Origin of the sequence: Mycobacterium barrassiae (genome assembly GCF_025822765.1) — a bacterium.
Classification (GTDB): Bacteria; Actinomycetota; Actinomycetes; order Mycobacteriales; family Mycobacteriaceae; genus Mycobacterium; species Mycobacterium barrassiae.
Map to the genome: position 1 here is coordinate 1 of NZ_JACKUK010000041.1, position 23,418 is coordinate 23,418.

General features: G+C 67.9%; 23 protein-coding genes and 1 pseudogene. 12 read left to right on the top strand and 12 right to left on the bottom strand.

Annotated features, from left to right (window positions below; genetic code table 11):
- Positions 1-118: 118 nt before the first annotated feature.
- From H7J93_RS25885 to H7J93_RS25900, 4 genes are all read right to left on the bottom strand, one after another.
- Entirely contained in the window at positions 119-1,246 is a 1,128-nt protein-coding gene (locus tag H7J93_RS25885; RefSeq protein WP_267309140.1) for a glycosyltransferase family 4 protein, read from the bottom strand.
- Positions 1,243-2,073: an eCIS core domain-containing protein gene (locus H7J93_RS25890; protein WP_267309141.1), complete on the bottom strand. Its 831-nt coding sequence runs from the start codon at positions 2,071-2,073 to the stop codon at positions 1,243-1,245. Before H7J93_RS25890 ends, H7J93_RS25885 begins: the two co-directional genes overlap by 4 nt.
- A gap of 26 nt (positions 2,074-2,099) precedes the next feature.
- Positions 2,100-3,260 carry a peptidoglycan hydrolase RipC gene (gene ripC, locus H7J93_RS25895; protein ID WP_267309142.1) on the bottom strand — a complete coding sequence of 387 codons (1,161 nt, stop codon included), beginning with the start codon at positions 3,258-3,260 and terminating at the stop codon, positions 2,100-2,102.
- A gap of 155 nt (positions 3,261-3,415) precedes the next feature.
- On the bottom strand, positions 3,416-3,643 hold the full coding sequence (locus H7J93_RS25900) for a hypothetical protein (RefSeq protein WP_267309143.1): 228 nt from the start codon (positions 3,641-3,643) through the stop codon (positions 3,416-3,418).
- 122 nt (positions 3,644-3,765) lie between these two features.
- Between H7J93_RS25900 and H7J93_RS25905 the strand changes: the two are divergent.
- Positions 3,766-5,556: pseudogene (locus H7J93_RS25905) on the top strand (DEDD exonuclease domain-containing protein); the annotation flags it as partial.
- Here H7J93_RS25905 and trpD read toward each other — a convergent pair.
- The gene (trpD, locus tag H7J93_RS25910; RefSeq protein WP_267309208.1) at positions 5,494-6,570 is read right to left on the bottom strand and encodes an anthranilate phosphoribosyltransferase; all 1,077 of its coding nucleotides are present in this window, start codon (positions 6,568-6,570) and stop codon (positions 5,494-5,496) included. The pseudogene H7J93_RS25905 and the gene trpD sit on opposite strands and share 63 nt — an antisense overlap.
- A gap of 49 nt (positions 6,571-6,619) precedes the next feature.
- Between trpD and ctaE the strand changes: the two genes are divergently transcribed.
- From ctaE to qcrB, 4 genes are read left to right on the top strand one after another with little or no spacing between them, the layout of a single operon-like run.
- Positions 6,620-7,231 (top strand): aa3-type cytochrome oxidase subunit III, encoded by a 612-nt coding sequence (ctaE, locus tag H7J93_RS25915; RefSeq protein ID WP_267309144.1) that lies wholly within the window; start codon positions 6,620-6,622, stop codon positions 7,229-7,231.
- A gap of 59 nt (positions 7,232-7,290) precedes the next feature.
- On the top strand, positions 7,291-8,124 hold the full coding sequence (qcrC, locus tag H7J93_RS25920) for a cytochrome bc1 complex diheme cytochrome c subunit (RefSeq protein ID WP_267309145.1): 834 nt from the start codon (positions 7,291-7,293) through the stop codon (positions 8,122-8,124).
- Entirely contained in the window at positions 8,121-9,314 is a 1,194-nt protein-coding gene (gene qcrA / locus H7J93_RS25925; protein WP_267309146.1) for a cytochrome bc1 complex Rieske iron-sulfur subunit, read from the top strand. The genes qcrC and qcrA overlap by 4 nt, the downstream gene beginning before the upstream one ends.
- Positions 9,311-11,002 carry a cytochrome bc1 complex cytochrome b subunit gene (qcrB, locus tag H7J93_RS25930; RefSeq protein WP_267309147.1) on the top strand — a complete coding sequence of 564 codons (1,692 nt, stop codon included), beginning with the start codon at positions 9,311-9,313 and terminating at the stop codon, positions 11,000-11,002. Before qcrA ends, qcrB begins: the two co-directional genes overlap by 4 nt.
- 236 nt (positions 11,003-11,238) lie before the next feature.
- On the opposite strand, the gene H7J93_RS25935 is transcribed toward qcrB, so the two are convergent.
- The 4 genes from H7J93_RS25935 to ctaC all read right to left on the bottom strand — a co-directional run bounded on the left by H7J93_RS25935 (position 11,239) and on the right by ctaC (position 14,422).
- On the bottom strand, positions 11,239-11,946 hold the full coding sequence (locus H7J93_RS25935) for a DUF2561 family protein (RefSeq protein WP_267309148.1): 708 nt from the start codon (positions 11,944-11,946) through the stop codon (positions 11,239-11,241).
- On the bottom strand, positions 11,947-12,792 hold the full coding sequence (locus tag H7J93_RS25940) for an MmpS family transport accessory protein (protein WP_267309149.1): 846 nt from the start codon (positions 12,790-12,792) through the stop codon (positions 11,947-11,949).
- 139 nt (positions 12,793-12,931) lie between these two features.
- Complete coding sequence (locus H7J93_RS25945) at positions 12,932-13,351, bottom strand: cytochrome c oxidase subunit 4 (RefSeq protein ID WP_267309150.1); 420 nt, start codon at positions 13,349-13,351, stop codon at positions 12,932-12,934.
- 9 nt (positions 13,352-13,360) lie between these two features.
- Entirely contained in the window at positions 13,361-14,422 is a 1,062-nt protein-coding gene (ctaC, locus tag H7J93_RS25950; protein ID WP_443677674.1) for an aa3-type cytochrome oxidase subunit II, read from the bottom strand.
- A 118-nt stretch (positions 14,423-14,540) separates the two neighbouring features.
- Between ctaC and asnB the strand changes: the two genes are divergently transcribed.
- Positions 14,541-16,496 carry an asparagine synthase (glutamine-hydrolyzing) gene (gene asnB / locus H7J93_RS25955; RefSeq protein ID WP_267309151.1) on the top strand — a complete coding sequence of 652 codons (1,956 nt, stop codon included), beginning with the start codon at positions 14,541-14,543 and terminating at the stop codon, positions 16,494-16,496.
- On the opposite strand, the gene H7J93_RS25960 is transcribed toward asnB, so the two are convergent.
- Positions 16,497-17,471 (bottom strand): carbohydrate kinase family protein, encoded by a 975-nt coding sequence (locus H7J93_RS25960; RefSeq protein ID WP_267309152.1) that lies wholly within the window; start codon positions 17,469-17,471, stop codon positions 16,497-16,499.
- Positions 17,472-17,616: 145 nt separating this feature from the next.
- On the opposite strand from H7J93_RS25960, the gene H7J93_RS25965 reads away from it, so the two are divergent.
- Positions 17,617-18,264: an Rv0361 family membrane protein gene (locus tag H7J93_RS25965; protein ID WP_267309153.1), complete on the top strand. Its 648-nt coding sequence runs from the start codon at positions 17,617-17,619 to the stop codon at positions 18,262-18,264.
- 1 nt (position 18,265) lies between these two features.
- On the opposite strand, the gene H7J93_RS25970 is transcribed toward H7J93_RS25965, so the two are convergent.
- Complete coding sequence (locus H7J93_RS25970) at positions 18,266-18,640, bottom strand: iron-sulfur cluster assembly accessory protein (RefSeq protein WP_083157329.1); 375 nt, start codon at positions 18,638-18,640, stop codon at positions 18,266-18,268.
- 127 nt (positions 18,641-18,767) lie between these two features.
- On the opposite strand from H7J93_RS25970, the gene H7J93_RS25975 reads away from it, so the two are divergent.
- The 5 genes from H7J93_RS25975 (at position 18,768) to H7J93_RS25995 (ending at position 22,242) form a co-directional block, all read left to right on the top strand.
- The gene (locus H7J93_RS25975) at positions 18,768-19,457 is read left to right on the top strand and encodes a DUF3043 domain-containing protein (protein ID WP_267309154.1); all 690 of its coding nucleotides are present in this window, start codon (positions 18,768-18,770) and stop codon (positions 19,455-19,457) included.
- 5 nt (positions 19,458-19,462) lie between these two features.
- Positions 19,463-19,999, top strand: coding sequence for a bifunctional adenosylcobinamide kinase/adenosylcobinamide-phosphate guanylyltransferase (locus H7J93_RS25980; protein ID WP_267309155.1), 537 nt, complete (start codon positions 19,463-19,465; stop codon positions 19,997-19,999).
- Positions 19,996-21,051, top strand: a complete 1,056-nt coding sequence (cobT, locus tag H7J93_RS25985) for a nicotinate-nucleotide--dimethylbenzimidazole phosphoribosyltransferase (RefSeq protein ID WP_267309156.1) — start codon at positions 19,996-19,998, stop codon at positions 21,049-21,051. Before H7J93_RS25980 ends, cobT begins: the two co-directional genes overlap by 4 nt.
- Positions 21,052-21,058: 7 nt before the next feature.
- Positions 21,059-21,790, top strand: coding sequence for an adenosylcobinamide-GDP ribazoletransferase (locus tag H7J93_RS25990; protein WP_267309210.1), 732 nt, complete (start codon positions 21,059-21,061; stop codon positions 21,788-21,790).
- Positions 21,791-21,903: 113 nt separating this feature from the next.
- A complete protein-coding gene (locus H7J93_RS25995; protein WP_267309157.1) occupies positions 21,904-22,242 on the top strand; it encodes a DUF732 domain-containing protein in 339 nt (112 codons plus the stop codon).
- A 53-nt stretch (positions 22,243-22,295) separates the two neighbouring features.
- Here H7J93_RS25995 and H7J93_RS26000 read toward each other — a convergent pair whose 3' ends face one another.
- Positions 22,296-23,402, bottom strand: a complete 1,107-nt coding sequence (locus tag H7J93_RS26000) for a branched-chain amino acid aminotransferase (protein ID WP_267309158.1) — start codon at positions 23,400-23,402, stop codon at positions 22,296-22,298.
- Positions 23,403-23,418 lie beyond the last annotated feature (16 nt).

A 23,418-nucleotide genomic window follows, 5' to 3' on the forward strand; every position in this document is an offset into this window, starting at 1 on the left:
ACCAAGCACCCACAGGAGAGCCGGCGACACAGCGCCGGAAACCAACCACGGTCAAACACCCCCGGCCACCAGACAAGCTCAGACACCCCGTTCCGAGCTCACTCACGAAAGATCGAGGCTAGAGCAGCTCGGCCAATCGCGCGGCCTGCGTCGTCCATTGCCAGTTGTCGACCACCCAGCGCCGGCCCGCCGCACCCATCCGCGTCGCCCGGTCCGGGTCGGCGAGCAGGTCGCCGACGGCCGCCGCGATGTCGCCGACGTCCCAGCCGTCGACCACCAGGCCGGTCTCGTTCTCCAGCACGGTTTCCGGGGCCCCACCGGAGCGTCCGGCCACCACCGGCACTCCCGAGGCGGACGCTTCCAGGTAGACGATGCCCAGCCCTTCGACGTCGAGGCCCGCGCCACGGGTTCGGCACGGCATCGCGAACACGTCGGCCATCGCGTGGTGGGCGGGCAGTTCGTCGCCCGGCACACCGTCGGTGAACACCACGTCGTCGGACACCCCGAAGCTGTGCGCCAGGCGATGTAACGACGATCGGTAGGGGCCGCCGCCGACGATCACCAGCGCGGCGCCCGGGACGCGTTCCCGTATCGCGGGCAGCGCGCGGATCAACATGTCCTGGCCCTTGCGTGGCACCAGGCGGGACAGGCACACCACGACCGGCCGACTCCCCAGCCCGTAGCGGGCGCGCATCGCCGCGCGTGCCACCTCGTCCGGCGCGAACCTGTCGGTGTCGACGCCGGGCGGCAGGTGTTCGAGCGCGGCGCGCGGACCGAACGCCGACGCGAACCGCCCTCTGGTGTAGCGGCTGACGTACGTCACCGCGTCCGTACCGGTTCCGATGCGGCGCAAGGCAGTTCGCGCCAGCGGCAGCATCGACCAGCCCACCTCGTGGCCGTGTGTACTCGCGATCACCCGGCCGGCGCCGGCCTTGCGCGCCAGCGGCGCCATCAGCGCCAACGGTGCGGCCGCCCCGAACCACACGGTCTCGGCATTGTGGCGTTCGATGAGCTCTCGCATCCGCCCGGCGACGGACGGTTCGGGCAGCATCAGCGTGCCAGGGTGCCGCACCACCTCGTATTTGGCGGCCCGGTCGAACTCTTCGGCCCCCTTCCACTTCGGCGCGTACACCGTCAGCGTGTGGGCGCCCGCTTCGACCAGATGGTCCACCAGCTCCTGCAGATATGACTGGATGCCACCGCGTCGCGGCGGAAAATCGTTGGTGACCAACAGGACCCGAGTCATCGCCCGCCAGCCTCCGCCCACTGCCGCCATGCGGCCAGCAGATTGTCGACATCGGTTCCCAGGGTGTCCCGCACCGCGAGGCCGAGATCGGGATGGCCGTGTCCGCACGCCCGAAGGTAGAGCGCGCGCAGAGCGGGCTTCCCGTACGTGTCGGCCACGAATCGACTGAACCACCAGGCGCGGTCGTAGGCCAGCGAGCGCTCGGGTCCACTCAACTCGGCGTCGGTGGGAAGTCCCCGCTTGATCAACGCGGCCGCGTTCTCCGGCAGCGGTGTCGGCGGGCGAGCGACGAAGTCGGCGACCGCTTCGGTGAGCCACTGCGGCGCATCGGATGCGGTCTCGGCGCGCGCGCCGTAGTGGAAAAGCTCGTGGCGCAGGACGATTCGCAGCGCGGCGTCGTCCATTTGTGAGGCTCCGGGGGCGAACATGATGCGCTCGCCGGTGGTCGTGGCGGCGGTGTGGGCGTCGCCGCCGCCCACCGCAGCGAACTGGGCGTCCGTGCCCGCGGCCACGATGACGATCTCGCGCGGCCAGTCAGCGCCCCAGAACGCGGTGACGGCGTCGGCGGCATCGTCGAGTTGCCGCGAGATCCGGTGCAGCAGCGGCGCCGTGTGCCCGCCGAGACCGATCAGCCGCACAGTCCGACCGTCCCGCAGCGTCTGCGAGGTCGACGCCGACGTGGGTATGGTCAGCGATGCAGGCGTGGCGATCGGCGGGCCGGAGGGCGCGGATCCGGTGCCGCCCACGAGAAAGAGGGCGGTGATGAGTTCGGCGATCAACAACGCGGCGAGCGTGGTTCTGCTCTTCGCGCGCGAGCGTCGGTCCACTCCCCGCAGGCGCGGTTGCTGGACGGTCAGTAGCGGCGAACGTTGTAGATCGGCGCGTTGTCCACGGGGGCGACGCGCACCGGAGTGCCGTATGTCGACGCGTGCACCATCATTCCGTTGCCGATGTAGATGGCGGAGTGCGATGCGTCGGAGTAGTAGTTGACGACGTCACCGGGCTGCATCTGGTCGAGCGACACCGGAGATCCGCCGCTGGCCAGCGCCTGGCTGGAGTGCGGCAGTGAGATGCCGGCCTGCTGGAACGCCCACATCACGAGGCCGGAGCAGTCGAATGCGTTCGGGCCTGAGCCGCCCCACGAGTACGGCGAGCCGATGCGGCTCAGCGCGGCCTGGATGACGGTGGGGCCGTGACCGCCGGGCGCGGGAGCCATATCGCCTGGCGGTATGGCACCGGGAGGCTGCGGCGGCTGACCGACCCCGGGAGGTGCGGCCGCCAGGATCGCGGGGTCGTTCGGCTGCGGAGCACCCGGCGGGGGTGGCGGGGCCGCTGCCGGAACCGGCGGGACGGGTGGGATGGCGGCAAGCGCTTCGCGCTGCTGGGGCGTGAGGGCCTCGTACTGCGACTTGACGATCGCGATCTCGACCTGCAGCTTGCTCTGCTTGGACTGCAGGTCCGCGCGCACCGCGGCGGCCTGCTCGGCCGCGGTCTTCGCCTCGGCCGCCGACTTGGCAGACGCCGCCTCGGCAGCGGCGGCCTGCGCCCCGGCCTCGCGGTAGCTCTTCATCTGCGCCGATATCTGAGCGCCCATCACCCGCTGGATCGACATCCGCTCGATCAGGCCCTGCGGCGACGAGGCGGTCAGCAGCGCACTGAAGCCGTCCGGCCGGCCACCCATATATTGCGCGGCGGCGATGTTGTTGACCTGGGACTGGAACGACTCCAGTTTCGATTTGGCAGCTTCCAGCGCGCGGGCGTCGTCGGCGTGCTTGGCCTCGGCGGCCTTTTGAACGCCCAGCTTCTTGTCGAGATCCAGCTGCGCGGAATGCATGGCCTCGGTGGTTTGTTCGGCCTGCCGTGACAATTCATTGAGCTTCGCAAGCGCGTCGTCGGCGGGATCGGCCTGCACGTTCGCCGCGAGAAGTCCCCCGAACAGCAAAACTCCAGCTATCGCACTGATCGCGGGTCGCTTAAGGACACGAATGAACCAATGCGTGCGGTCGAGCCTCAAGATTTTGCGTCCTTACAACTGCCGAAACGAAGCCGTGTCGAGCTGCTTTAGGTCTCAGATAGGTTACGAAACGGCATCGCCCTTGTCCAACAGGAGACGTAAATTTAACAGTCGGCCCGAAAGTCGATAACGACCGCCCTCACCGGGGCGTGTCCTCACGCGACGCCGGAGTTATTGCCGCGGTGGATCGGAACGAGACGAAGCCGCGGTGCCAAGCCCACGTCAGCGAGCACCTCGAGCGCTCGGCGCTCATCGTCCAGCAAAGTTTCCGGCACGCCGAGCAACACGCTGACAACACAGTCTTCACAGCCGGGCCCCCGCACGGCGCAGTCGTCGCAGTCGATGGTGACCGTGCCCGAGTCGGGCGGTTCGTCGTATGTCATTTCGCAGTCCTCCTGCTTGATGTTGTCCGCACGGTATCGAGAGCCACCGACAAGTCATTTCCCTCGGCGTGGCAACCCATCGCCTGCCGCTGGTTGTCGGTCCAGTTCCCTACGGTCAGCGCATGGGCCAGCTGAGCTTCGCTGATGTCGATCCGCTGGCCGACCTCACATTGCGGGAGACCACCTTCGTCGTCGTCGACCTGGAGACCACGGGCGGCCGGGCCAGCGGCGAGAACCACGACGCCATCACCGAGATCGGCGCCGTCAAGGTGCGCGGCGGCGAGGTATTGGGAGAGCTGGCCACCCTGGTGGATCCCGGGCGCAGCATTCCGCCGCAGATCGTCGCGCTGACCGGCATCACCACCGCAATGGTGTGCGATGCGCCCAGGATCGAGTCGGTGCTGCCGTCGTTCCTCGAGTTCGCCCGCGGCGCCGTGCTGGTCGCCCACAACGCGGGTTTCGACATCGGGTTCCTGCGGGCGGCCGCCGAACGCGCGGACATCGCGTGGCCGCGACCGCCTGTGCTGTGCACCGTGCGCCTGGCGCGTCGGGTTCTCACCCGCGACGAGGCGCCCAGCGTGCGGCTGTCGGCGCTGGCCCGGCTGTTCGACGCGTCGACCACCCCCACCCACCGCGCCCTCGACGACGCCCGCGCGACCGTCGACGTACTGCACGGGCTCATCGAGCGCGTCGGCAACCAGGGTGTGCACACCTATCCCGAGCTGCGCGCGTACCTGCCCGACGTGTCCCCCGCCCAGCGCCGCAACCGGCAGCTCGCCGCCTCGCTTCCCCACCGGCCCGGCGTCTACCTGTTTCGTGGACCCGCGTCGGAGGTGCTCTACGTCGGGACCGCTGTCGACCTGCGTCGTCGCGTCAATCAGTACTTCAACGGTGCCGACCCGCGCACCCGGATCAAGGAGATGGCCTCGCTGGCCACCGCGGTCGACCACGTCGAGTGCGCCCATGACCTGGAGGCCGGCGTGCGGGAACTGCGGCTGCTCGCCGCGCACGCCCCGCCGTACAACCGCCGCTCGAAGTTTCCCCACCGGTGGTGGTGGGTGGTGTTGACCGACGAGCCGTTTCCGCGATTCTCCGCGGTGCGGTCACCGAAACACGACCACGCGATCGGGCCGTTTCGGTCCCGCGCCGACGCCGTGCAGACGGCGGAGCTGTTGGCCCGGTTCACCGGGGTGCGGACGTGTGCAGCGCGGCTCGGCCGGTCCGCGCTGCACGGTCCGCGGTGCCCTGAGCGCGAAGTCTCGCCGTGCCCCGCCCCGCGCGACATCGGCGCCGTCGAGTACGCCTCGGCGCCGCAACGCGCCAGGGACCTGATCGCGGGCGCCGACAGCCGGGTCCTCTCGGATGTGTTGTCGCACATCACCGATCTGGCGGACCGCGGCCGCTACGAAACCGCGGCGCGGTTGCGCGATCACGCCACCACCGCCATCGACGTGCTGTGGCGCGGTCAGCGGTTACGCGCGCTGGCCGACGTCAGCGAGTTGGTTGCGGCCCGCCCTGACGGGTCGGGCGGTTGGTCTCTCGCGGTGATCCGCCACGGGCAGCTGGCGGCCGCGGGGAACGCACCGCGAGGCGTTCCGCCGATGCCGGTGGTCGATGCGATATGCGCTGGCGCACAAGCGGTTCTGCCTTCGGAGGCGCCGCTCGGCGGTGCACTCGTCGAAGAGACCGCGCTCATTGCGCGCTGGCTCGCTCAGCCGGGCGTGCGGATCGTGCGCGCCGAATCCGGCTACGCCTCACCGGCGGGCGCTGCGGGCCGGTTCGCAGACTGGGCCTCGGCGGCGCGCTCGGCGCGGGTCGCAGCCGAACAACTCGCCGAGATCCGGTCCGACTCAGAGCTTCTGGCCGAACCCCACCCAACGCGCGAGCAACTTTTCCGCGGCACCGGAGTCGATGGTCTCGGCGGCCTTGGCCAGACCCGATTCCCACGCAGGCACCCACTTGGCGTCGCTGGCTAGCCCGGCGTGGGCCACCAGCGCCCCGGCCGCGTTGAGCACCACCGCGTCCCGCACGGCTCCCTTTGCCCCACCGAGCACTTCGCGCACCGATGCGGCGTTCGCCTCCGCGTCGCCGCCGACCAGTTCCGACAGTTCGGCGCGGGCGAACCCGAACGCCAACGGGTCGAAGGTCAACTTTTCGACGGTGCCCGCCTGAACGCGCCAGATGGTGCTCGTCGTGGTGGTCGTGAGTTCGTCGAGGCCGTCATCGCCATGCACCACCAGGACGCTGGACCGGCGCGAGGCGAACACACCCGCCATCACCTCGGCCAGCTCCGCCCATGCACAACCGATCAGACCGGCCCGCGGCGACGCCGGATTCGTCAGCGGGCCAAGCAGATTGAACACCGTCGGGACGCCGATCTCGCGACGCACCGCCCCGGCATGCCGATACGACGGGTGGAACTGCGGCGCGAAGCAGAAGCCGATGCCGACCTCGGCCACACAGCGCGCGACGTCCTCGGGGCCGAGGTCGATACGCACCCCGAGCGCCTCGAGCGTGTCGGCGCCACCCGACAGCGACGACGCGGCCCGGTTGCCGTGTTTGACCACCGGCACCCCGGCGGCGGCCACCACGATCGCCGCCATCGTGGACAGGTTCACGGTGTTGGAACCGTCGCCCCCGGTGCCGACCACGTCGACGGTCTCGATGCCGATCGTCTCGGTCGGGACGCGCCGCGCATGTTTGAGCATGGTGTCGGCCAACTCGGCGACCTCTGCGGGCGTCGGGCGCTTCATCTTCATCGACACGCCGAAGGCGGCGATCTGTGCCGGCGTGGCCGTGCCGGTCATGATCTGGTCCATCGCCCAGCTGGCTTGTCCCGGCGCAAGCGCCTGACCTGTGGTTAAGCGGCCGAGGATCTGCGGCCACGTGGGCGAGTCACCGGAAGTCACGCGCTGATTATGACTAATTGCTCACCCGGGTGGAGTTCAACAACTACAAAGCGTCATACTTGCTCCTGTGACGAGCGCTGTAGGCACCTCGGGGACCGCTATCACGTCGCGAGTTCATTCACTGAACCGACCCAACATGGTCAGTGTTGGCACGATCGTGTGGCTCTCCAGCGAGTTGATGTTCTTTGCCGGACTGTTCGCGATGTATTTCACGGCCCGCTCGCAGGCCGGTGGCGACTGGCCGCCCCATCCCACCGAGCTGAACCTGGTACAGGCGGTTCCGGTCACGCTGGTGCTGATCGCCTCGTCGTTCACCTGCCAGATGGGCGTGTTCGCCGCCGAGCGCGGAGACGTGTTCGGGCTGCGCCGCTGGTACGTCATCACCTTCCTGATGGGCCTGTTCTTCGTGCTCGGGCAGGGCTACGAGTACATCCAGCTCGTGCACGAGGGCACCACGCTGTCCAGCAGCGCTTACGGGTCGGTGTTCTACCTGGCCACCGGCTTCCACGGCCTGCACGTCATCGGCGGTCTCGTCGCCTTCGTCCTGCTGCTTGCACGCACGCGGATGAGTAAGTTCACCCCCGCTCAGGCCACGGCTGCGATCGTCGTGTCGTACTACTGGCACTTCGTCGACATCGTGTGGATCGCCCTGTTCGCCGTTATTTACTTCGTCCGATGATCGGTTCACCGATGCGTTCGATGACCGGCTCACCGATGCGTCCGAAGAGAAGGGGTTCGATGACCGAGAAGGCCACCGAAACCGGCAAAGCGACAGTGAAGCGTCGTCGCCTGCGCCGCCGACTGTCAGCAGCCATGCTCCTGCTCCTCGGGCTGGGGCTTGCCGGCGGCCTGGCCGCCACGCTGACGCCGACGCCCCAGGTCGCTGTTGCCGACGAGTCCCAGTCGGCGTTGTTGCGCACCGGCAAGGAGCTGTTCGACACGTCGTGCGTCACCTGCCACGGCGCGAACCTGCAGGGTGTGGCCGATCGCGGGCCCAGCCTCATCGGCGTCGGCGAGGCCGCCGTGTACTTCCAGGTGTCCACCGGCCGCATGCCCGCCATGCGCGGTGAGGCCCAGGCCCCGCAGAAGCCCCCGCAGTTCGACGAGGCGCAGATCGACGCGATCGGCGCGTACGTGCAGGCCAACGGCGGCGGACCCGTCGTCCCGCGCGACGAGAACGGCGCCATCGCCAACGAATCCCTGCTGGGCAATGACGTCGCCCGCGGCGGCGATCTGTTCCGGCTCAACTGCTCGTCATGCCACAACTTCACCGGCAAGGGTGGCGCATTGTCGTCCGGCAAGTACGCACCCGACCTGTCCGGGGCCAACCCGGCGCAGATCTACACCGCGATGCTGACCGGACCGCAGAACATGCCCAAGTTCTCCGACCGGCAGCTGACGCCGGAAGAGAAGAAGGACATCGTCGCCTACGTCCGGATGGCCACCACGGCCCCTGACCCCGGCGGCTACGGCCTTGGCGGCTTCGGACCGACGTCCGAGGGCATGGCGATCTGGATTATCGGCATAGTGGCCGTGGTCGTCGTGGCCCTGTGGATCGGAGCACGAGCATGAGCGACGGTGAAGTGAAGGGAACCGACACCCCGGGCCAGCAGGGCGTGCCTGGACAGCCGACCGACGCCGAACTCGCCGCGATGTCGCGTGAGGAGCTCCTGGAACTCGGCGGCAAGCTCGACGGTGTCGAGATCGTCTACAAGGACGACCGGTGGCCCGTCGCCGGCACCAAGGCCGAGAAGCGCGCCGAGCGGCTCGTCGCGTACTGGCTTATGCTGGGCGGCCTTTCGGGCCTGGCCCTGCTCGTGGTCTTCATCTTCTGGCCGTGGGAGTACAGGAGCGGAGCCGACCCCGACCATCTCTGGTACGACCTCGCCACACCGCTGTACGGGTTGACGTTCGGGCTCTCGATCCTGGCCATCGGCGTCGGGGCGGTGCTGTATCAGAAGAAGTTCATCCCCCAGGAGATTTCGATCCAGGAGCGCCATGACGGCAGCTCCCCCGAGATCCAGCGGAAAACGGTCGTCGCGAACCTCTCCGATGCGCTGGAGTCATCGACCATCAAGCGGCGCAAGCTGATTGGTCTGTCGCTCGGGGCGGGGCTCGGCGCGTTCGGTCTCGGCACGCTGGTGGCGTTCGCGGGTGGCCTCGTCAAGAACCCGTGGAAGCCGGTCGTGCAGACCGCCGAGGGCAAGAAGGCCGTGCTGTGGACCTCCGGATGGACTCCGCGCTACCCCGGCGAGACCATCTACCTCGCCCGTGCCACCGGCAACGGCACCTACGCCAAGATGCGCCCCGAGGACATCGATGCCGGTGGCATGGAAACGGTCTTCCCGTGGCGGGAGTCCGACGGCGACGGCACGACCGTCGAGTCACACCACCGGCTCTCCGAGATCACGATGGGCGTGCGTAACCCCGTCATGCTGATCCGTATCAAGCCGGTCGACATGCCGCGGGTGGTCAAGCGGAAGAACCAGGAGAGCTTCAACTTCGGCGACCTGTTCGCGTACACCAAGGTGTGCTCGCACCTCGGTTGCCCGTCGTCGCTCTACGAGCAGCAGACCTACCGCATCCTCTGCCCGTGCCACCAGTCGCAGTTCGATGCGCTGCATTTTGCGAAACCCATATTCGGTCCGGCTGCGCGCGCGCTGGCGCAGTTGCCCATCACCATTGATCAGGATGGATACCTGGTCGCCAACGGCGACTTCATCCAGCCCGTCGGCCCGGCATTCTGGGAGCAAACAAATTGAGTCCGAAACTGCCAAAACCCCCGAGCCTGGCCGAGATTGCGGCGGGTCAGGGCAACGCAATCGATTCGCGCTACCACCCGTCGGCGGCGGTACGCCGGCAGCTGAACAAGGTGTTCCCCACCCACTGGTCGTTCCTGCTGGGTGAGATCGCGCTGTACAGCTTCATCGTGCTGTTGATCACCGGCGTGTATCTCAGCTTGTTCTTCGACCCGTCGATGGCCGAGATCGTCTACGACGGCGTGTATCAGCCGTTGCGCGGCATCGAGATGTCCAAGGCGTACGCGTCCACCCTCGACATCAGCTTCGAGGTGCGCGGCGGCCTGTTCGTCCGCCAGGTCCACCACTGGGCGGCACTGTTGTTCGCCGCGTCGATCATGGTGCACCTCGCCCGCATCTTCTTCACGGGCGCGTTCCGCCGCCCACGCGAGGCGAACTGGGTCATCGGCTCCCTGCTGCTGATTCTGGCGATGTTCGAGGGCTACTTCGGCTACTCGCTGCCCGACGACCTGCTCTCGGGTATCGGCCTGCGGGCGGCGTTGAGCTCCATCACGCTGGGCATGCCGGTGATCGGCACATGGCTGCACTGGGCGCTGTTCGGCGGTGACTTCCCCTGCGGCGGCGTGGGATACCAGTGCGCCCAGGACGGCTACTGGCTCCCCCGGATGTACTCACTGCACATCCTGCTTATTCCGGGAATCATCCTGGCGCTCATCGGTATTCACCTCGCGCTGGTGTGGTTCCAGAAGCACACCCAGTTCCCCGGCCCCGGACGTACCGAGACCAACGTCGTCGGTGTGCGGGTCATGCCGGTGTTCGCCGTCAAGTCGGGCGCGTTCTTCGCGATGACGACCGGCATCCTCGGCCTGATGGGCGGTCTGCTGCAGATCAACCCAATTTGGCAACTGGGACCGTACAAGCCGTCACACGTGTCGGCAGGCAGCCAGCCGGACTTCTACATGATGTGGACAGAAGGCCTGGCCCGTATCTTCCCCGCCTGGGAGTTGTACTTCCTCGGCCACACCGTGCCTGCACCGGTCTGGGTCGCGCTGATCATGGGCCTGGTGTTCATGCTGCTGCCCGCGTGGCCGTTCCTGGAGAAGAAGTTCACCGGCGACGACGCACACCACAATCTGCTGCAGCGTCCGCGAGATGCACCGGTGCGCACCGCAATCGGCGCCATGGCGATCGCGTTCTACATGGTGCTGACGCTGTCGGCGATGAACGACGTCATCGCGCTGAAGTTCCACATCTCGCTGAACGCGACGACGTGGATCGGACGTATCGGCATGGTCATCGTGCCGGCGATCGTCTACTACATCGCCTACCGGTGGGCCATCGGACTGCAGCGCAGCGACCGCGCGGTGCTCGAGCACGGCATCGAGACCGGCATCATCAAGCGACTGCCGCACGGTGCCTACATCGAGCTGCACCAGCCGCTCGGCCCGGTCGACGAGCACGGTCACCCAATTCCGTTGGAATACCAGGGTGCAGCGGTGCCCAAGCGGATGAACAAGCTCGGCTCCGCGGGCGCTCCCGGCTCGGGCAGCTTCCTCACCGCCGACCCGCTGTCGGAGCACGAGGCACTCGCCGAGGCCGCGCATTCCGCGGAACGCAAGGCGCTCACCGCGCTGCGCGAGCACCAGGACCGCAACGTCACCTCAAACGGCGAGACGAACGGGCATCACTGAGCGAAGCCGGACGCCGCCCCACCGGGGCGGCTCCGGCTTACGCATATCCGCCTTCACGTTCGTTTCCAGTGGTCGTTGTGCGTCCGACCCGTTCTCGCGGTGGGACACAGCGGGTTACGCCCGAACGTAGAACATCACCGGCCGGCCAAGGAGATCGCCCTGCCGGCGCCCGAAAGCAGCTCTCGCCACGCCTTCCCGCCGTACAAGCCTCTCTGCTACGCGGCACCCGGCCCGTCTTAGAGGCTTTCCTGGTCTTCCAGCAGGGTGCGCAACTCACGTAGGAAGAACCATGGGATGGCCGGCATCGCCACTGTGACGAGTCCCGCCAAGACCAGGAAAACCCATGCGGCAGTGTCGCTTTCGACGGCCAACAGATAGGTCGCCACGCCGACCGCCACCACGGCGATGCCGATCGCGCACGCGATCAACACGGCGCAGCGCAGCCATACCTGGTCGATGGCCGCCACCAGCGGGGCGGGCAGCGACGTGCTGTGCGTGACCGCTGCCGCATAGCCGGGCCCGGAGTGGATGCGGCCCGACGTCGTCTCCGAGATCCGCAACTTCTCGGTCGGCAACTGGTCACCGTGGCCGCTCTCCTGCCATCGCCCCGGCGCCTGCCGTGGCGCAGGGCGGCCGGCTGCTTCGGCATCGGCCATCGCGTCACGGCGCGCCCGAATCAAAAGGGGCACTGCGCCGATGATCACCGCGGCGGACACCGCGATCACGACGTAGAGCAACCAGGGAGTGCCCGCCTCACCCGACGACTCCTGATGGGCGGTGCCCAGATCGACCAAGGCCACGATGGCCGCGGCGATGGCACCCAGCGCCGCGAGCCAGATCGCCGCGCAGGCGCCGAGGAGGATGCGGTCGGTGCGATCGAGCTCGCCGGGATCCAGGCCAGGGCGCACCCTCAGTCCCCCCAAGGTATCGGTGCCGTAGGGCATCTAGCAGGCCGTCTGTGCGGAGTTGTTGGTGTTGGAGGACAGCACGGTGCCATCGCTGGTGGTGATCGAGCAGTTCAGCCTGCTCACCAGGAACAGGCTGGACGCCTGCACCGAACCCACTTCGGACTGCGAGATGGGCGTCACCGTCAGCGACCACGGGATGTAGACGTTGCGCTGTGTCCGGCTCCGGCCCGACGCGTCGATGTAGGTGACCGTGATGATGTCGCCGGGCGCCTTCGTCCCGGTCACCGAGTAGGTCACCTGACGTGGGCCGGCGCGCGTCGTGGTCGGTGGGGGCGGCGGCGGGGTCTCCGGCGGCGGAGGCGGCGCCTCCGTGGGTGGCGGCGGAGGCGGCTCCGGCTCCTGCGTGACCGTCACGGTCTCCGGCGGCGGCGGGGGTGGTTCCTCCGTGGTCGGAGGCGGCGGAGGCGGCGGTGGCGGCGTCGTCGTGGTGATCTCGTCCTGCACCGGTGGCGGTGGGGGCGGAGTGCTCGTCGTGGTGTCCGGCTTCGCCAGGTTGCTGGTGTCGGAGCGGGTCACCAGGACCGACACGGAGACCACCAGCGCGATGGCGGCGATGATGGCGACCACCCCGACGACCCACGGCCACCGCGGCGGCTCGGGCTGTACATAGTTGTCGCGGTCGTAGGGCTCGTACTTGTCGTAGTCGTACAGACCGGCGTCCGCGGGCACGTAGGGACCGCTGGTGAAGTGCTCGGATTCCGGTGCCGAGTAGGCCTGCGAGAAGGTGCCGGGTTCGCTGCTCTCCGGCCCGCCGAGGCTGTCGCCCGGTTCCTGACCCGGCAGATCGGCCCCTTCAGGGCCCGGGGGGTTCGGCCCGCTCATTTACGCCTATCCTTCTTGACTCCATGCCCCGGCAACACTACCTAAACACCTGGTCCGGATGAATATCGGCGCACGTGTTGCGGGCGAAGTAGTGCCCCTATTGTGACCTTGCGCCGGGCCGTGTCGCCAACGGCAGGCGTCAGTGCTTCTCGGGGCCGGTGTAGTACTCGAACACCAGGCCGCCGACCGTCGTCAGGACGAAGCAGCCACCGGCCACGATGAGCCACGGGAGCCAGAGGGCCACGCCGACCGCGGTGACCGACGCCGACAGCGCGATGAAGATCGGCCACCAGCTGTGCGGGCTGAAAAAGCCCAGCTCGCCGGCGCCGTCACTGATCTCGGCGTCCTCGTAGTCCTCGGGGCGGGTGTCCAGGCGCCGGGCCACGAACCGGAAGAACGTGCCCGTGATCAACGTCAGACCCGCGGTGAGGACCAAGGCCGTCGTACCGGCCCACTCCACGCCGCCGTACTGGAACATCTGTGTCAGCACGGCGTAGACCACCGCAGACAGGATGAAGAACGCGGTCAGGAACTCGAACAACCTGGCTTCGATATGCATGTGGTGTCCCTACTTGCTGGCCTGCGTTACCTGGGGCGCCTGCTCGCCGCGCCGGGTGTCGAACGGCTTCGTGGTGACGGCCAGCGGCGGCTGGTTGATGGCCTGCAGCGCCTCTGCGTTGGTCTTGCCGTCGATGCGCTGCTCCAGATACGCCTTGAAGTCGTTGGGCGACACCACTCGCAGCTCGAAGTTCATCATCGCGTGATACGTGCCACACATCTCCGTGCACCGTCCGACGAACGCGCCGTTCTGGTTGATCTCGGTGATCTGGAAGCGGTTGTCGGAGTTGTTCGGCTCGGGGTTCGGCAGCACGTCGCGCTTGAACAGGAACTCCGGCACCCAAAATCCGTGAATGACGTCTGCTGAGGCGATCTGGAATTCGATGCGCTTACCCGACGGCACCACCAGGACCGGGATCTCGGTGGACGTGCCGAGCGTCTCGACCTTGTCGAAGTTCAGGTACGAGCGGTCCTCGGGGTTCTTGCCCGCGATGGCCCCGAACTCGCCGCCGTGCTCACCCTCGACGCCCTCCGGCCCGGATGCCACGGCCTCTTTGCGCTCGGGGTCGGCGCCCTCGAAGCTGAACGTGCCGTCGGCGTAGTTCACGTTCTGGTAGCCGAACTTCCAGTTCCACTGGAATGCGGTGACGTCGATGGTCACCTCGGGATTGGGCTCCTTGTGCAGCATCTTCTCCTGCACCACGACGGTGAAGTAGAAGAGCACGGAGATGATCAGGAACGGCACGACCGTGAGAACCAGCTCCAGCGGCATGTTGTAGCCGAACTGGCGCGGCAGCTCCGTGTCGCCCTTCTTGTGGCGGTGAAACGCCGAGGTCCAGAAGATCAGGCCCCACACGATCGCACCAACGACCAGCGAGGCGATCACCGAGCCGATCCACAGCTCACGGTTTAGATGCGCCTCCGGGGTGATGCCGCGGGGCCAGCCCAGGCCCAGTACCTCGGACCAGTCACACCCGCTGAGCAGCACCGTCATGCTGCCGAGTACGACTGATAACGCCACCACCTTCACACCGCGAGGTGTCACGCTGGCGCCTCCTAGAAGTCGGAACAGAAAGCCGAATACTACGCAGCGTAGACCACCCCCGGACGCAGGTCGCGACACACTCCCACATACGGGTGTTCCTGCCCTCCGCGACCGCCCTCCGCGACGAATTGGGCATACTGGCGCGGTGTGCGGACTACTGGCTCTGGTTACCGACCCGTCCGCTGAGAACTCCACGGATCTCGTAGCGGCGGTGTCGGGCGCGTCGCACCTGATGCGCCACCGCGGGCCCGATGAACCGGGCACGTGGGCGGACGACACGGTGCGCCCGACCACGGTGCTGGGGTTCAACCGGCTGTCCATCATCGACATCGCACACAGCCACCAGCCGCTGCGCTGGGGCCCGCCGGAGTCCCCCGACCGCTACGCCCTGGTGTTCAACGGCGAGATCTACAACTACCTCGAGCTGCGCGAGCAACTTCGCGTCGACCATGGCGCCGTGTTCGCCACCGACGGTGACGGCGAGGCGATCGTCGCCGCCTACCACTACTGGGGCACCGCGGCGCTGACCCGGCTGCGCGGCATGTTCGCGTTCGCCTTGTGGGACACCGTCGAGGGTGAATTGTTCTGCGCCCGTGACCCTTTCGGCATCAAGCCGCTCTACATGGCCACCGGCGCCGGCGGCACCGTCTTCGGCAGCGAGAAGAAGTGCCTGCTGGATCTCGCGGCGATCGTCGGGATCGACCTCGGCATCGACGAACGCGCGGTGCAGCACTACACGGTGCTGCAGTACGTGCCCGAACCCGAGACCCTGCACCGCGGCATCCGTAGGCTCGAATCCGGCAGTTACGCGCGGGTGCGGCCAGGAAAACCGCCCGAGGTGACGCGGTATTTCACACCGCGGTTCGCCGCCGTGCCCTTCCCCGCCCGATCGGACACCGCCGGTGAACGCGCCCGCTACGACGAGATCACCGCGGTATTGGAAGACTCGGTGGCCAAGCACATGCGCGCCGACGTCACCGTGGGCGCGTTCCTGTCCGGCGGCATCGACTCGACCGCGATCGCGGCGCTCGCCATGCGGCACAACCCGCGGTTGATCACGTTCACCACCGGCTTCGAACGCGAGGGCTACTCCGAGGTCGACGTGGCCGTCGCATCGGCCGAAGCCATCGGCGCGCGGCACGTGACGAAGGTGGTCAGCCAGGCGGAGTTCGTCGACGCGCTGCCCGAAATCGTCTGGTATCTCGACGAACCCGTTGCCGACCCGGCGTTGGTCCCGCTCTTCTTCATCGCCCGCGAAGCCCGTAAGCATGTCAAGGTGGTGCTCTCCGGTGAGGGCGCCGACGAACTCTTCGGCGGCTACACGATCTACCGGGAGCCGTTGTCCCTGCGCCCCTTTGACTATCTGCCTCGGCCGGTGCGGCGTTCGCTGGGCCGGGCGTCCCGGCCGCTGCCCGAAGGTCTGCGCGGCAAGAGCCTGCTGCACCGCGGATCGCTGACCCTCGAGGAGCGCTACTACGGCAATGCGCGCAGCTTCTCCGACGCACAGCTGCGCGCGGTACTGCCCGGCTTCCGCCAGGAATGGACCCACACCGACGTCACTGCGCCGGTCTACGCCGCCTCTCAGGGCTGGGACCCCGTGGCCCGGATGCAGCACATCGACCTGTTCACCTGGCTGCGCGGAGACATCCTGGTCAAGGCCGACAAGATGACGATGGCCAACTCGCTGGAGCTGCGTGTGCCGTTCCTGGATCCCGAAGTGTTCGCGGTGGCGTCACGTCTTCCGCTGGACCAGAAGATCACCAGGACCACGACGAAGTTCGCGCTGCGCCGCGCGTTGGAGCCCATCGTGCCCGCGCACGTGCTCAACCGGCCGAAGCTGGGCTTCCCGGTTCCGATCCGTCACTGGCTGCAGGCCGGCGAACTCCAGGATTGGGCGTACCGGACGGTCGCCAACTCGCAGGCGGGCGAGCTGATCGATCTCACCGCGGTCACCCGGATGCTCGACGAACACCGAAGCGGCGTAAGCGATCACAGCCGACGGCTGTGGACGGTACTGATCTTCATGCTGTGGCACGCCATCTTCGTCGAGCGCAGCGTGACCCCACAGATCAGCGAGCCGACGTACCCCGTCCAGCTGTAATCACTTGAGCGCGTTGGCGATTTCCGCGCCCGCCTCGGCACCGTAGGCGTCGGTCAGCCGCTGCACCGCCTCCTCGCGGTCCCAGCTCCACTCCTGCGGTCCGGGTGCCTCGAAGACGAGAACGGCGACCAGCGACGCCAGCTGAGCCGAGCGCTCGTAACTCAATCCTGCGCTGCGGCCCGTGAGGAAACCTGCGCGGAATGCGTCGCCGATACCGGTCGGGTCGGCCTGATGCTTCTCCGGGACGACGTCGACGTGGATGAACGTGCCGTCCTTGCTGACCAGGTCGACGCCCTTGGGGCCCAACGTCGTGACACGCAGCCCGATCTGGCTCATCACCTGCGCCTCGGACCAACCGGACTTCTGCAGCAGCAGGTCCCACTCGTAGTCATTGGTGAACAGATATGTCGCGCCGTCGATGAGCTTGCGGATCTCCTCACCCGACAGCCGGGCCAGCTGCTGGCTGGGGTCGGCGGCGAACGCCAGGCCGAGCTTGCGGCACTCCTCGGTGTGCAGGAACATCGCCTCGGGGTCGTTGGCGCCGACGATCACCAATTCCGGTGTGCCAACCCGCTTTACGACATCGGCGAGGCTGATGGTGCGCGCCTCCGACATGGCTCCGGGATAGAAGGAGGCGATCTGCGCCATGGCGTCGTCGGTGGTGCACACGAACCGGGCCGTGTATGCGGAATCGGAGACGAGCACGCTCTCGGTGTCCACGCCCGCCGACTCGAGCCACGAGCGGTAGTCGTCGAAATCCTTTCCGACGGCGCCGACCAGCGTCACGTCTCCACCGAGAACTCCGATCGCGTAGGCCATGTTGCCCGCGACGCCTCCACGATGGATGACCAGATCGTCGACCAGAAAGCTCAGCGACACCTTCTGCAGGTGTTCGGGCAGCAGTTGTTCGGAGAATTTTCCGGGGAACCGCATCAGATGGTCGGTCGCAATTGATCCGGTCACCGCAATCGTCACGGAACGTCACCCTTCATTATTTAAGCCGTCTAGGTAAATCTTACCGATCGGGCCACGCGCGCGAGGTGCGCTAACCTGCGTACGAGTACCCGCTGGGTCACTGTAGACAGACCACTTCTGACACACACTTTTGGGGAGCAAATACATGTCCGGTCCGTACCCGCCCGAATATGGCGCCGGACCGGTCGCCCCGCAAATGTATCCGGAGACAGGTCCGCAGCCGTTCCCGCAAGAGCCCTACCCGCAGACCTATCCGGGGATGCTCCCGCCGCCGGTGCCGTACCCGAAAAAGCGACGCTGGCCCTTGCTCGTGGGCCTGCTCGCGATCGTGGCGGTCGCGGCGGTAGTGGCGGGGATCGTGTTCGCCACTCGCGGCAACGATGGCACCTCGGCCGGATCGGCCACGCTGACCGACGCGTCGGCCAAGGCGGCGATCCAGGAGTACCTGGACGCGATGACGAACGGCGACGACGAGACGGTCGCCCGGCACACGTTGTGCGGCCTGTTCGATGCGGTCAAGGAACGCCGCTCCGATATGGCGCTGGCCAACCTGGCCAGTGACGCCTTTCGCCAGCAGTACGGGCGCGCGGAAGTGACCTCGATCGACAAGATCGTGATGTGGTCGCCGAATCAGGCGCAGGTGCTGTTCACCATGCAGGTCGAGCCGTCGAACAGCTCACGCCGCGGTCAGCCGCGACCCAAGGGCGAACAGCAGGCCGTCGCGCAACTGCTCACGCAGGGTGACGAGGTGCTGGTCTGCTCGTATCTGCCGCGGACCGCGGGTCAGTACTGACTCAGTTGAACGAATCGCCGCAGGCGCAGGACCCGGTGGCGTTCGGGTTGTCGATCGTGAAGCCCTGCTTCTCGATGGTGTCGACGAAATCGATGACGGCGCCCTCGACATACGGTGCGCTCATCCGGTCGATCGTCAACGTCACGCCACCGAACTCGGCGGTCACGTCGCCGTCCAGAGTGCGGTCGTCGAAGAACAGGTTGTAGCGCAGTCCGGCGCAGCCACCCGGCTGCACGGCGATACGCAGGGCCAGATCGTCACGGCCCTCTTGATCGAGCAACGCCTTGGCCTTGGCGGCGGCGGCATCGGTCAGCCTCGCGCCATGGGTGGCGGTTGCCGTCTCATTTTGCAGGGCCGACTCTCCCTGAACAGTCATTACGTCTCCTGTATGGCCTCATCAACGTGCGGCGTACTACGTCAACGGTACCTTGTCCCGGCCCTATTCCCGAGTTTGTCCCCAGGTCCCGGCGGGGCCGCCGACGGCCGGAAGTAACCTGACAGGCGTGAACTTGCTGGGCCGAAAGAAAGACACCGCGCGGACACCGGATTCGGATGTGGCCGAAGACACCGCCGAGACCGGCCGCGAGGGCGCTGAGAACGCGGCTGGAGAGGCTCGGACCACCGCCCCCAAGGGCCGGCCGACTCCCAAGCGCAAGGAGGCCGCCCGCAAGCGCGGCCCGGTGGCGCCTGCCCCGATGACTGCTGCGGAGGCGCGCAAACGTCGCAAGGAGATGCGCTCGAAGCTGACCCGCGAGGAGCGCAAGGCCGACAAGCTGGCCCGCCGCGCGGAGATGTCGGAACGCCGCGAGAAGATGATGGCCGGCGAGGACGCCTACCTGCTGCCGCGGGACAAAGGACCGGTTCGCCGCTACGTCCGCGACATCGTCGACTCCCGCCGTAACGTCCTGGGCCTGTTCATGCCCGCGGCGCTGGTGCTGATCTTCGTGATGCTCTCGGTGCCGTCGGTCGCGGTGCAACAGCTCATCTCCCCCGCGATGCTGGTGCTGGTCCTCATCATGGTGATCGACGGGTTCATCCTGGGTCGCAAGGTCAATCGCATGGTCGATGCGAAGTTCCCCGACAACACCGAAACCGGTTGGAAGCTGGGCTTTTACGCATCCAGCCGCGCATCGCAGCTGCGTCGGATGCGCGCACCCCGGCCGCAGGTGGAACGCGGCGCCAAGGTCGACTGACCCCAGTGCGCATCCTGGTGCTCGGCGGCATCCGGTCAGGCAAGTCCCAATGGGCGGAGACGGCGATCGCCGAATTGGTAGACGACACGGCAGCTGTCCGTTATCTCGCCACCGGCCCGGTCCCAGACGCCGACGCCGAGTGGTCGGCGCGGGTGGAGGCGCATCGTCGACGCCGGCCCGCCGGCTGGACCACCGTCGAAACCGCAGACGTCGCAACGCAGTTGCGCGCTGATGGCACCACGGCAACCGTCGTCGACGACGTCGGCGCCTGGCTGACCGCGGCGATGGATCGGGCCGGCGCATGGACCGGCGGTTCCGTATCGGCGGACGTCGATGACCTGGTCGAGGCTGTGGCGTCGTTCGGTTCCCCGCTGGCGCTCGTCTCGCCCGAGGTCGGGCTCACGGTGGTACCCGCGACGGAGTCGGGTCGACGGTTCGCCGACGAACTCGGCACGCTCAACCAACGGCTGGCCGCGGTGTGCGATCGTGTGGTGCTCGTCATCGCAGGCCAGCCCGTCACCGTCAAGGACGCCGCCCGGTGACCGACTTCGCACCCGTCTCCCCGCCCGACCCGGATGTCGCGGTCGCGGCCCGGGCCCGTCACGACCGGCTGACGAAACCGTCGCGGTCACTGGGCAGACTCGAGGACCTGTCGGTATGGGTGGCGTCGTGTCAGGGCGTCTGTCCGCCGCGCCAGTTCGAGCGGGCGCGGGTCGTGGTGTTCGCCGGCGATCACGGCGTCGCGGCCGCGGGGGTCTCCGCATATCCGGCGGAGGTCACCGCCGCCATGGTGGCCAATTTCGATGCCGGCGGCGCCGCCATCAACGTCCTCGCCGAGGCGGCGGGCGCGACCGTGCGGGTGATCGACATCGCCGTGGACGTCGACGAACCCCTCACCCCGTCGATCGGCACCCACAAGGTCCGCCGCAGCAGCGGCGACATCTCCGTCGAGGACGCGCTTAACGACGACGAGGTCGCCGCGGCCATCGACGCGGGACGCCGAATCGCCGACGAGGAGGTCGATTCGGGCGCGGACCTCCTGATCGCCGGTGACATGGGTATCGGAAACACCACGCCCGCAACGACTCTGATCGCCGCACTGACGGATTCGGAGCCGGTGGCCGTGATCGGTCGCGGCACCGGCGTCGACGACGCGGGCTGGGCCCGCAAGACCGCCGCGATCAGGGACGCACTGTTCCGCAGCCGCGCCGCGTCGGGCGATCCCGTTGCGCTGCTGCGGATCTGCGGCGGCGCCGACCTCGCGGCGATCGCGGGGTTCTGCGCGCAGGCTGCGGTGCGGCACACACCGCTGCTTCTCGACGGCGTGGTGGTGACGGCGGCGGCACTGGTGGCCGAGCAACTCGCGCCGGGTGCCCGGCAGTGGTGGCAGGCCGGCCATCGGTCTACGGAACCGGCGCATGCACAGGCGCTGAGCTGGCTGGACCTCGAGCCCATCGTCGATCTGCAGATGCGACTCGGCGAGGGCACCGGCGCGGCGATAGCGCTGCCGATCGTGCGTGCCGCGGTGGCCACCCTGTCGTCGATGGCGACGTTCGACGAGGCCGGTGTCCCCCACCCCACCGAAGAACGGTGACCCCGCGGTGATCCGCTCGCTGGCCGCGGCGTTGGCGTTCGGGACCGTGCTGCCGGTGCGCTCGTCTGCACCGTTGGGACGGGGCGCGTTGACGGCACTTCCGCTGGTCGGGCTGGCGCTCGGGGCCGCGGCGGCCGCGACCCTGTGGGCTTCTCAGTGGGCATTCGGGCCGTCGAATCCGTTGGGTGGCGTGCTCGCGGTCGCCGTGTTGCTGCTCGCCACCCGCGGCCTGCACGCCGACGGACTGTCGGACACCGTCGACGGACTGGGCTGCTACGGCCCGCCGGCACGCGCGCTGGAGGTGATGCGCGACGGGTCGGCGGGCCCGTTCGGCGTCGCGGCGCTGGTGGTCGCGCTGCTGGCGCAGTCGTTCGCGTTCACGGGCGGCACCGCGATCGGCGTCATCGTCGCGGTGGCGGCGGGGCGGGTGGCGGCGGTGCTGGCGTGTCGCCGCTCGGTACCCGCGGCGGCAGGCAGCTCGCTCGGGGCGGGCGTCGCGGGCACCCAGCCGATCGCAGTCGTGGCGGTGTGGGTGATCGCGGTCGCAGGCGTAGCGGTGGCGGCGGGGCCGAGGCCGTGGCAGGGACCGCTGGCGGTGCTCGTCGCGTTGGCTTGCGGTGCCGCGCTGGTCGCGCACTGTGTGCGCCGGTTCGGTGGTATCACCGGGGATGCGCTTGGCGCGGCGGTCGAGATCACGACGACGGTGGCGGCGGTCGGTTTGGCGATCGGGCCCCACTGAAGGGCGCCTGACCTGGGCGGGAACGTCCCAAGAATCTGACAAGGATTCGTCAAGCGCGGTGTTGGAGTCTCTTCTCACCCACCAGGGAGACCCACCACCGAAAGGATCCCGAAATGCCGACCTACCGCCACCTCACCGCTGTCATCGGCGCCGCCGCCGTCGCTTCCAGCCTGGGCATCGCTGCTCTGGTCAGCACGAGCATCGCGGGCGCCACCACCACCGACGACATGTTCGTCAGCGTGCTGGAAGACGAAGGCATCCAGCCGCCCTCGACCAAGGAAGCGGTCAGCCTCGCCGCCGACGTTTGCAAGATGTTCGACAAAGGCCAGTCGCTCTACGACGCGGTCGGCTCCGTCGCCTCGACCACGAAGCTGACCGAGGAGGACTCGGCGTTCTTCGTCGGTGCGTCCGTCGCCACCTACTGCCCCGAGCACGACCCATCGCTCGGCTGACACACACATCAATAGCCGGGGACCCCACCGCTGCGGTGGGGTCCTCGTGCATTTCAGTTCAGCCGCGCCATCCAGCCGTGCGTGTCGGCGAACGTACCGCGCTGAATTCCCGTCAACGTGTCACGCAGGGCCATGGTGATTTCGCCGGGGCCGCCGTCGGCGATGGTGAATTCGCCCTCGGCGTGTTTGACGTGGGCGACCGGGGTGATGACCGCCGCGGTGCCGCAGGCGAACACCTCGGTGATCTCGCCTGCTGCCGCCTTCTTCTGCCACTCGTCGACGTCGATCTTGCGTTCCTCGACCGTGAATCCGGCGTCAGTGGCCAACTGCAACAAGGAATCTCGGGTGACGCCCGGCAGGATCGAACCACTGAGTTCCGGCGTCACCAACCGTGCCGATCCGCCGCTGCCGAACACGAAGAACAGGTTCATGCCGCCCATCTCCTCGACGTAGCGGCGTTCGGCGGCGTCGAGCCACACCACTTGATCGCACCCGTTGTCCGCGGCCTGTTTCTGCGCCAGCAGTGAGGCGGCGTAGTTGCCGCCGAACTTGGCCGCGCCGGTGCCACCCGGGCAGGCGCGCACGTACTCGGTCGACAGCCACACACTCACCGGCTTGATGCCGCCCTTGAAGTACGCGCCCGCCGGCGAGGCGATCACGAGATAGCGGTATTCGGTGGCTGGCCGAACACCGAGCCCCGGTTCGGTCGCGAATATGAAGGGCCGCAGGTACAGCGACTCCTCGCCGCCGGCAGGCGGCACCCACGGCTCGTCGACCGCGATTAACTGGCGCAGCGACTCGATGAAGTCTTCCTCGGAGAGCTCGGGGATGGCGAGGCGCCTGGCCGAGGTGCGCAGTCGGGCGGCGTTGGCCTCCGGCCGGAACGACACGATCGACCCGTCGGCCCAGCGGTAGGCCTTGAGGCCCTCGAAGACCTCCTGCGCGTAGTGCAGCACGATCGCCGACGGGTCGAGTTCGATAGGGCCGTACGGGACCACCTGTGCGTTGTGCCAGCCCTTGCCCTCGACGTAGTCGATCGACACCATGTGGTCCGTGTGGAACTGGCCGAACCCGGGGTTCGCCAGGATGCCAGCCCGTACCTCGTCGCTCGCCGGATTCGCGTTGCGCGTGGCGGTGAATTCGAGGGGGCCGTCAGTCATGAGGCGATTGTATCTC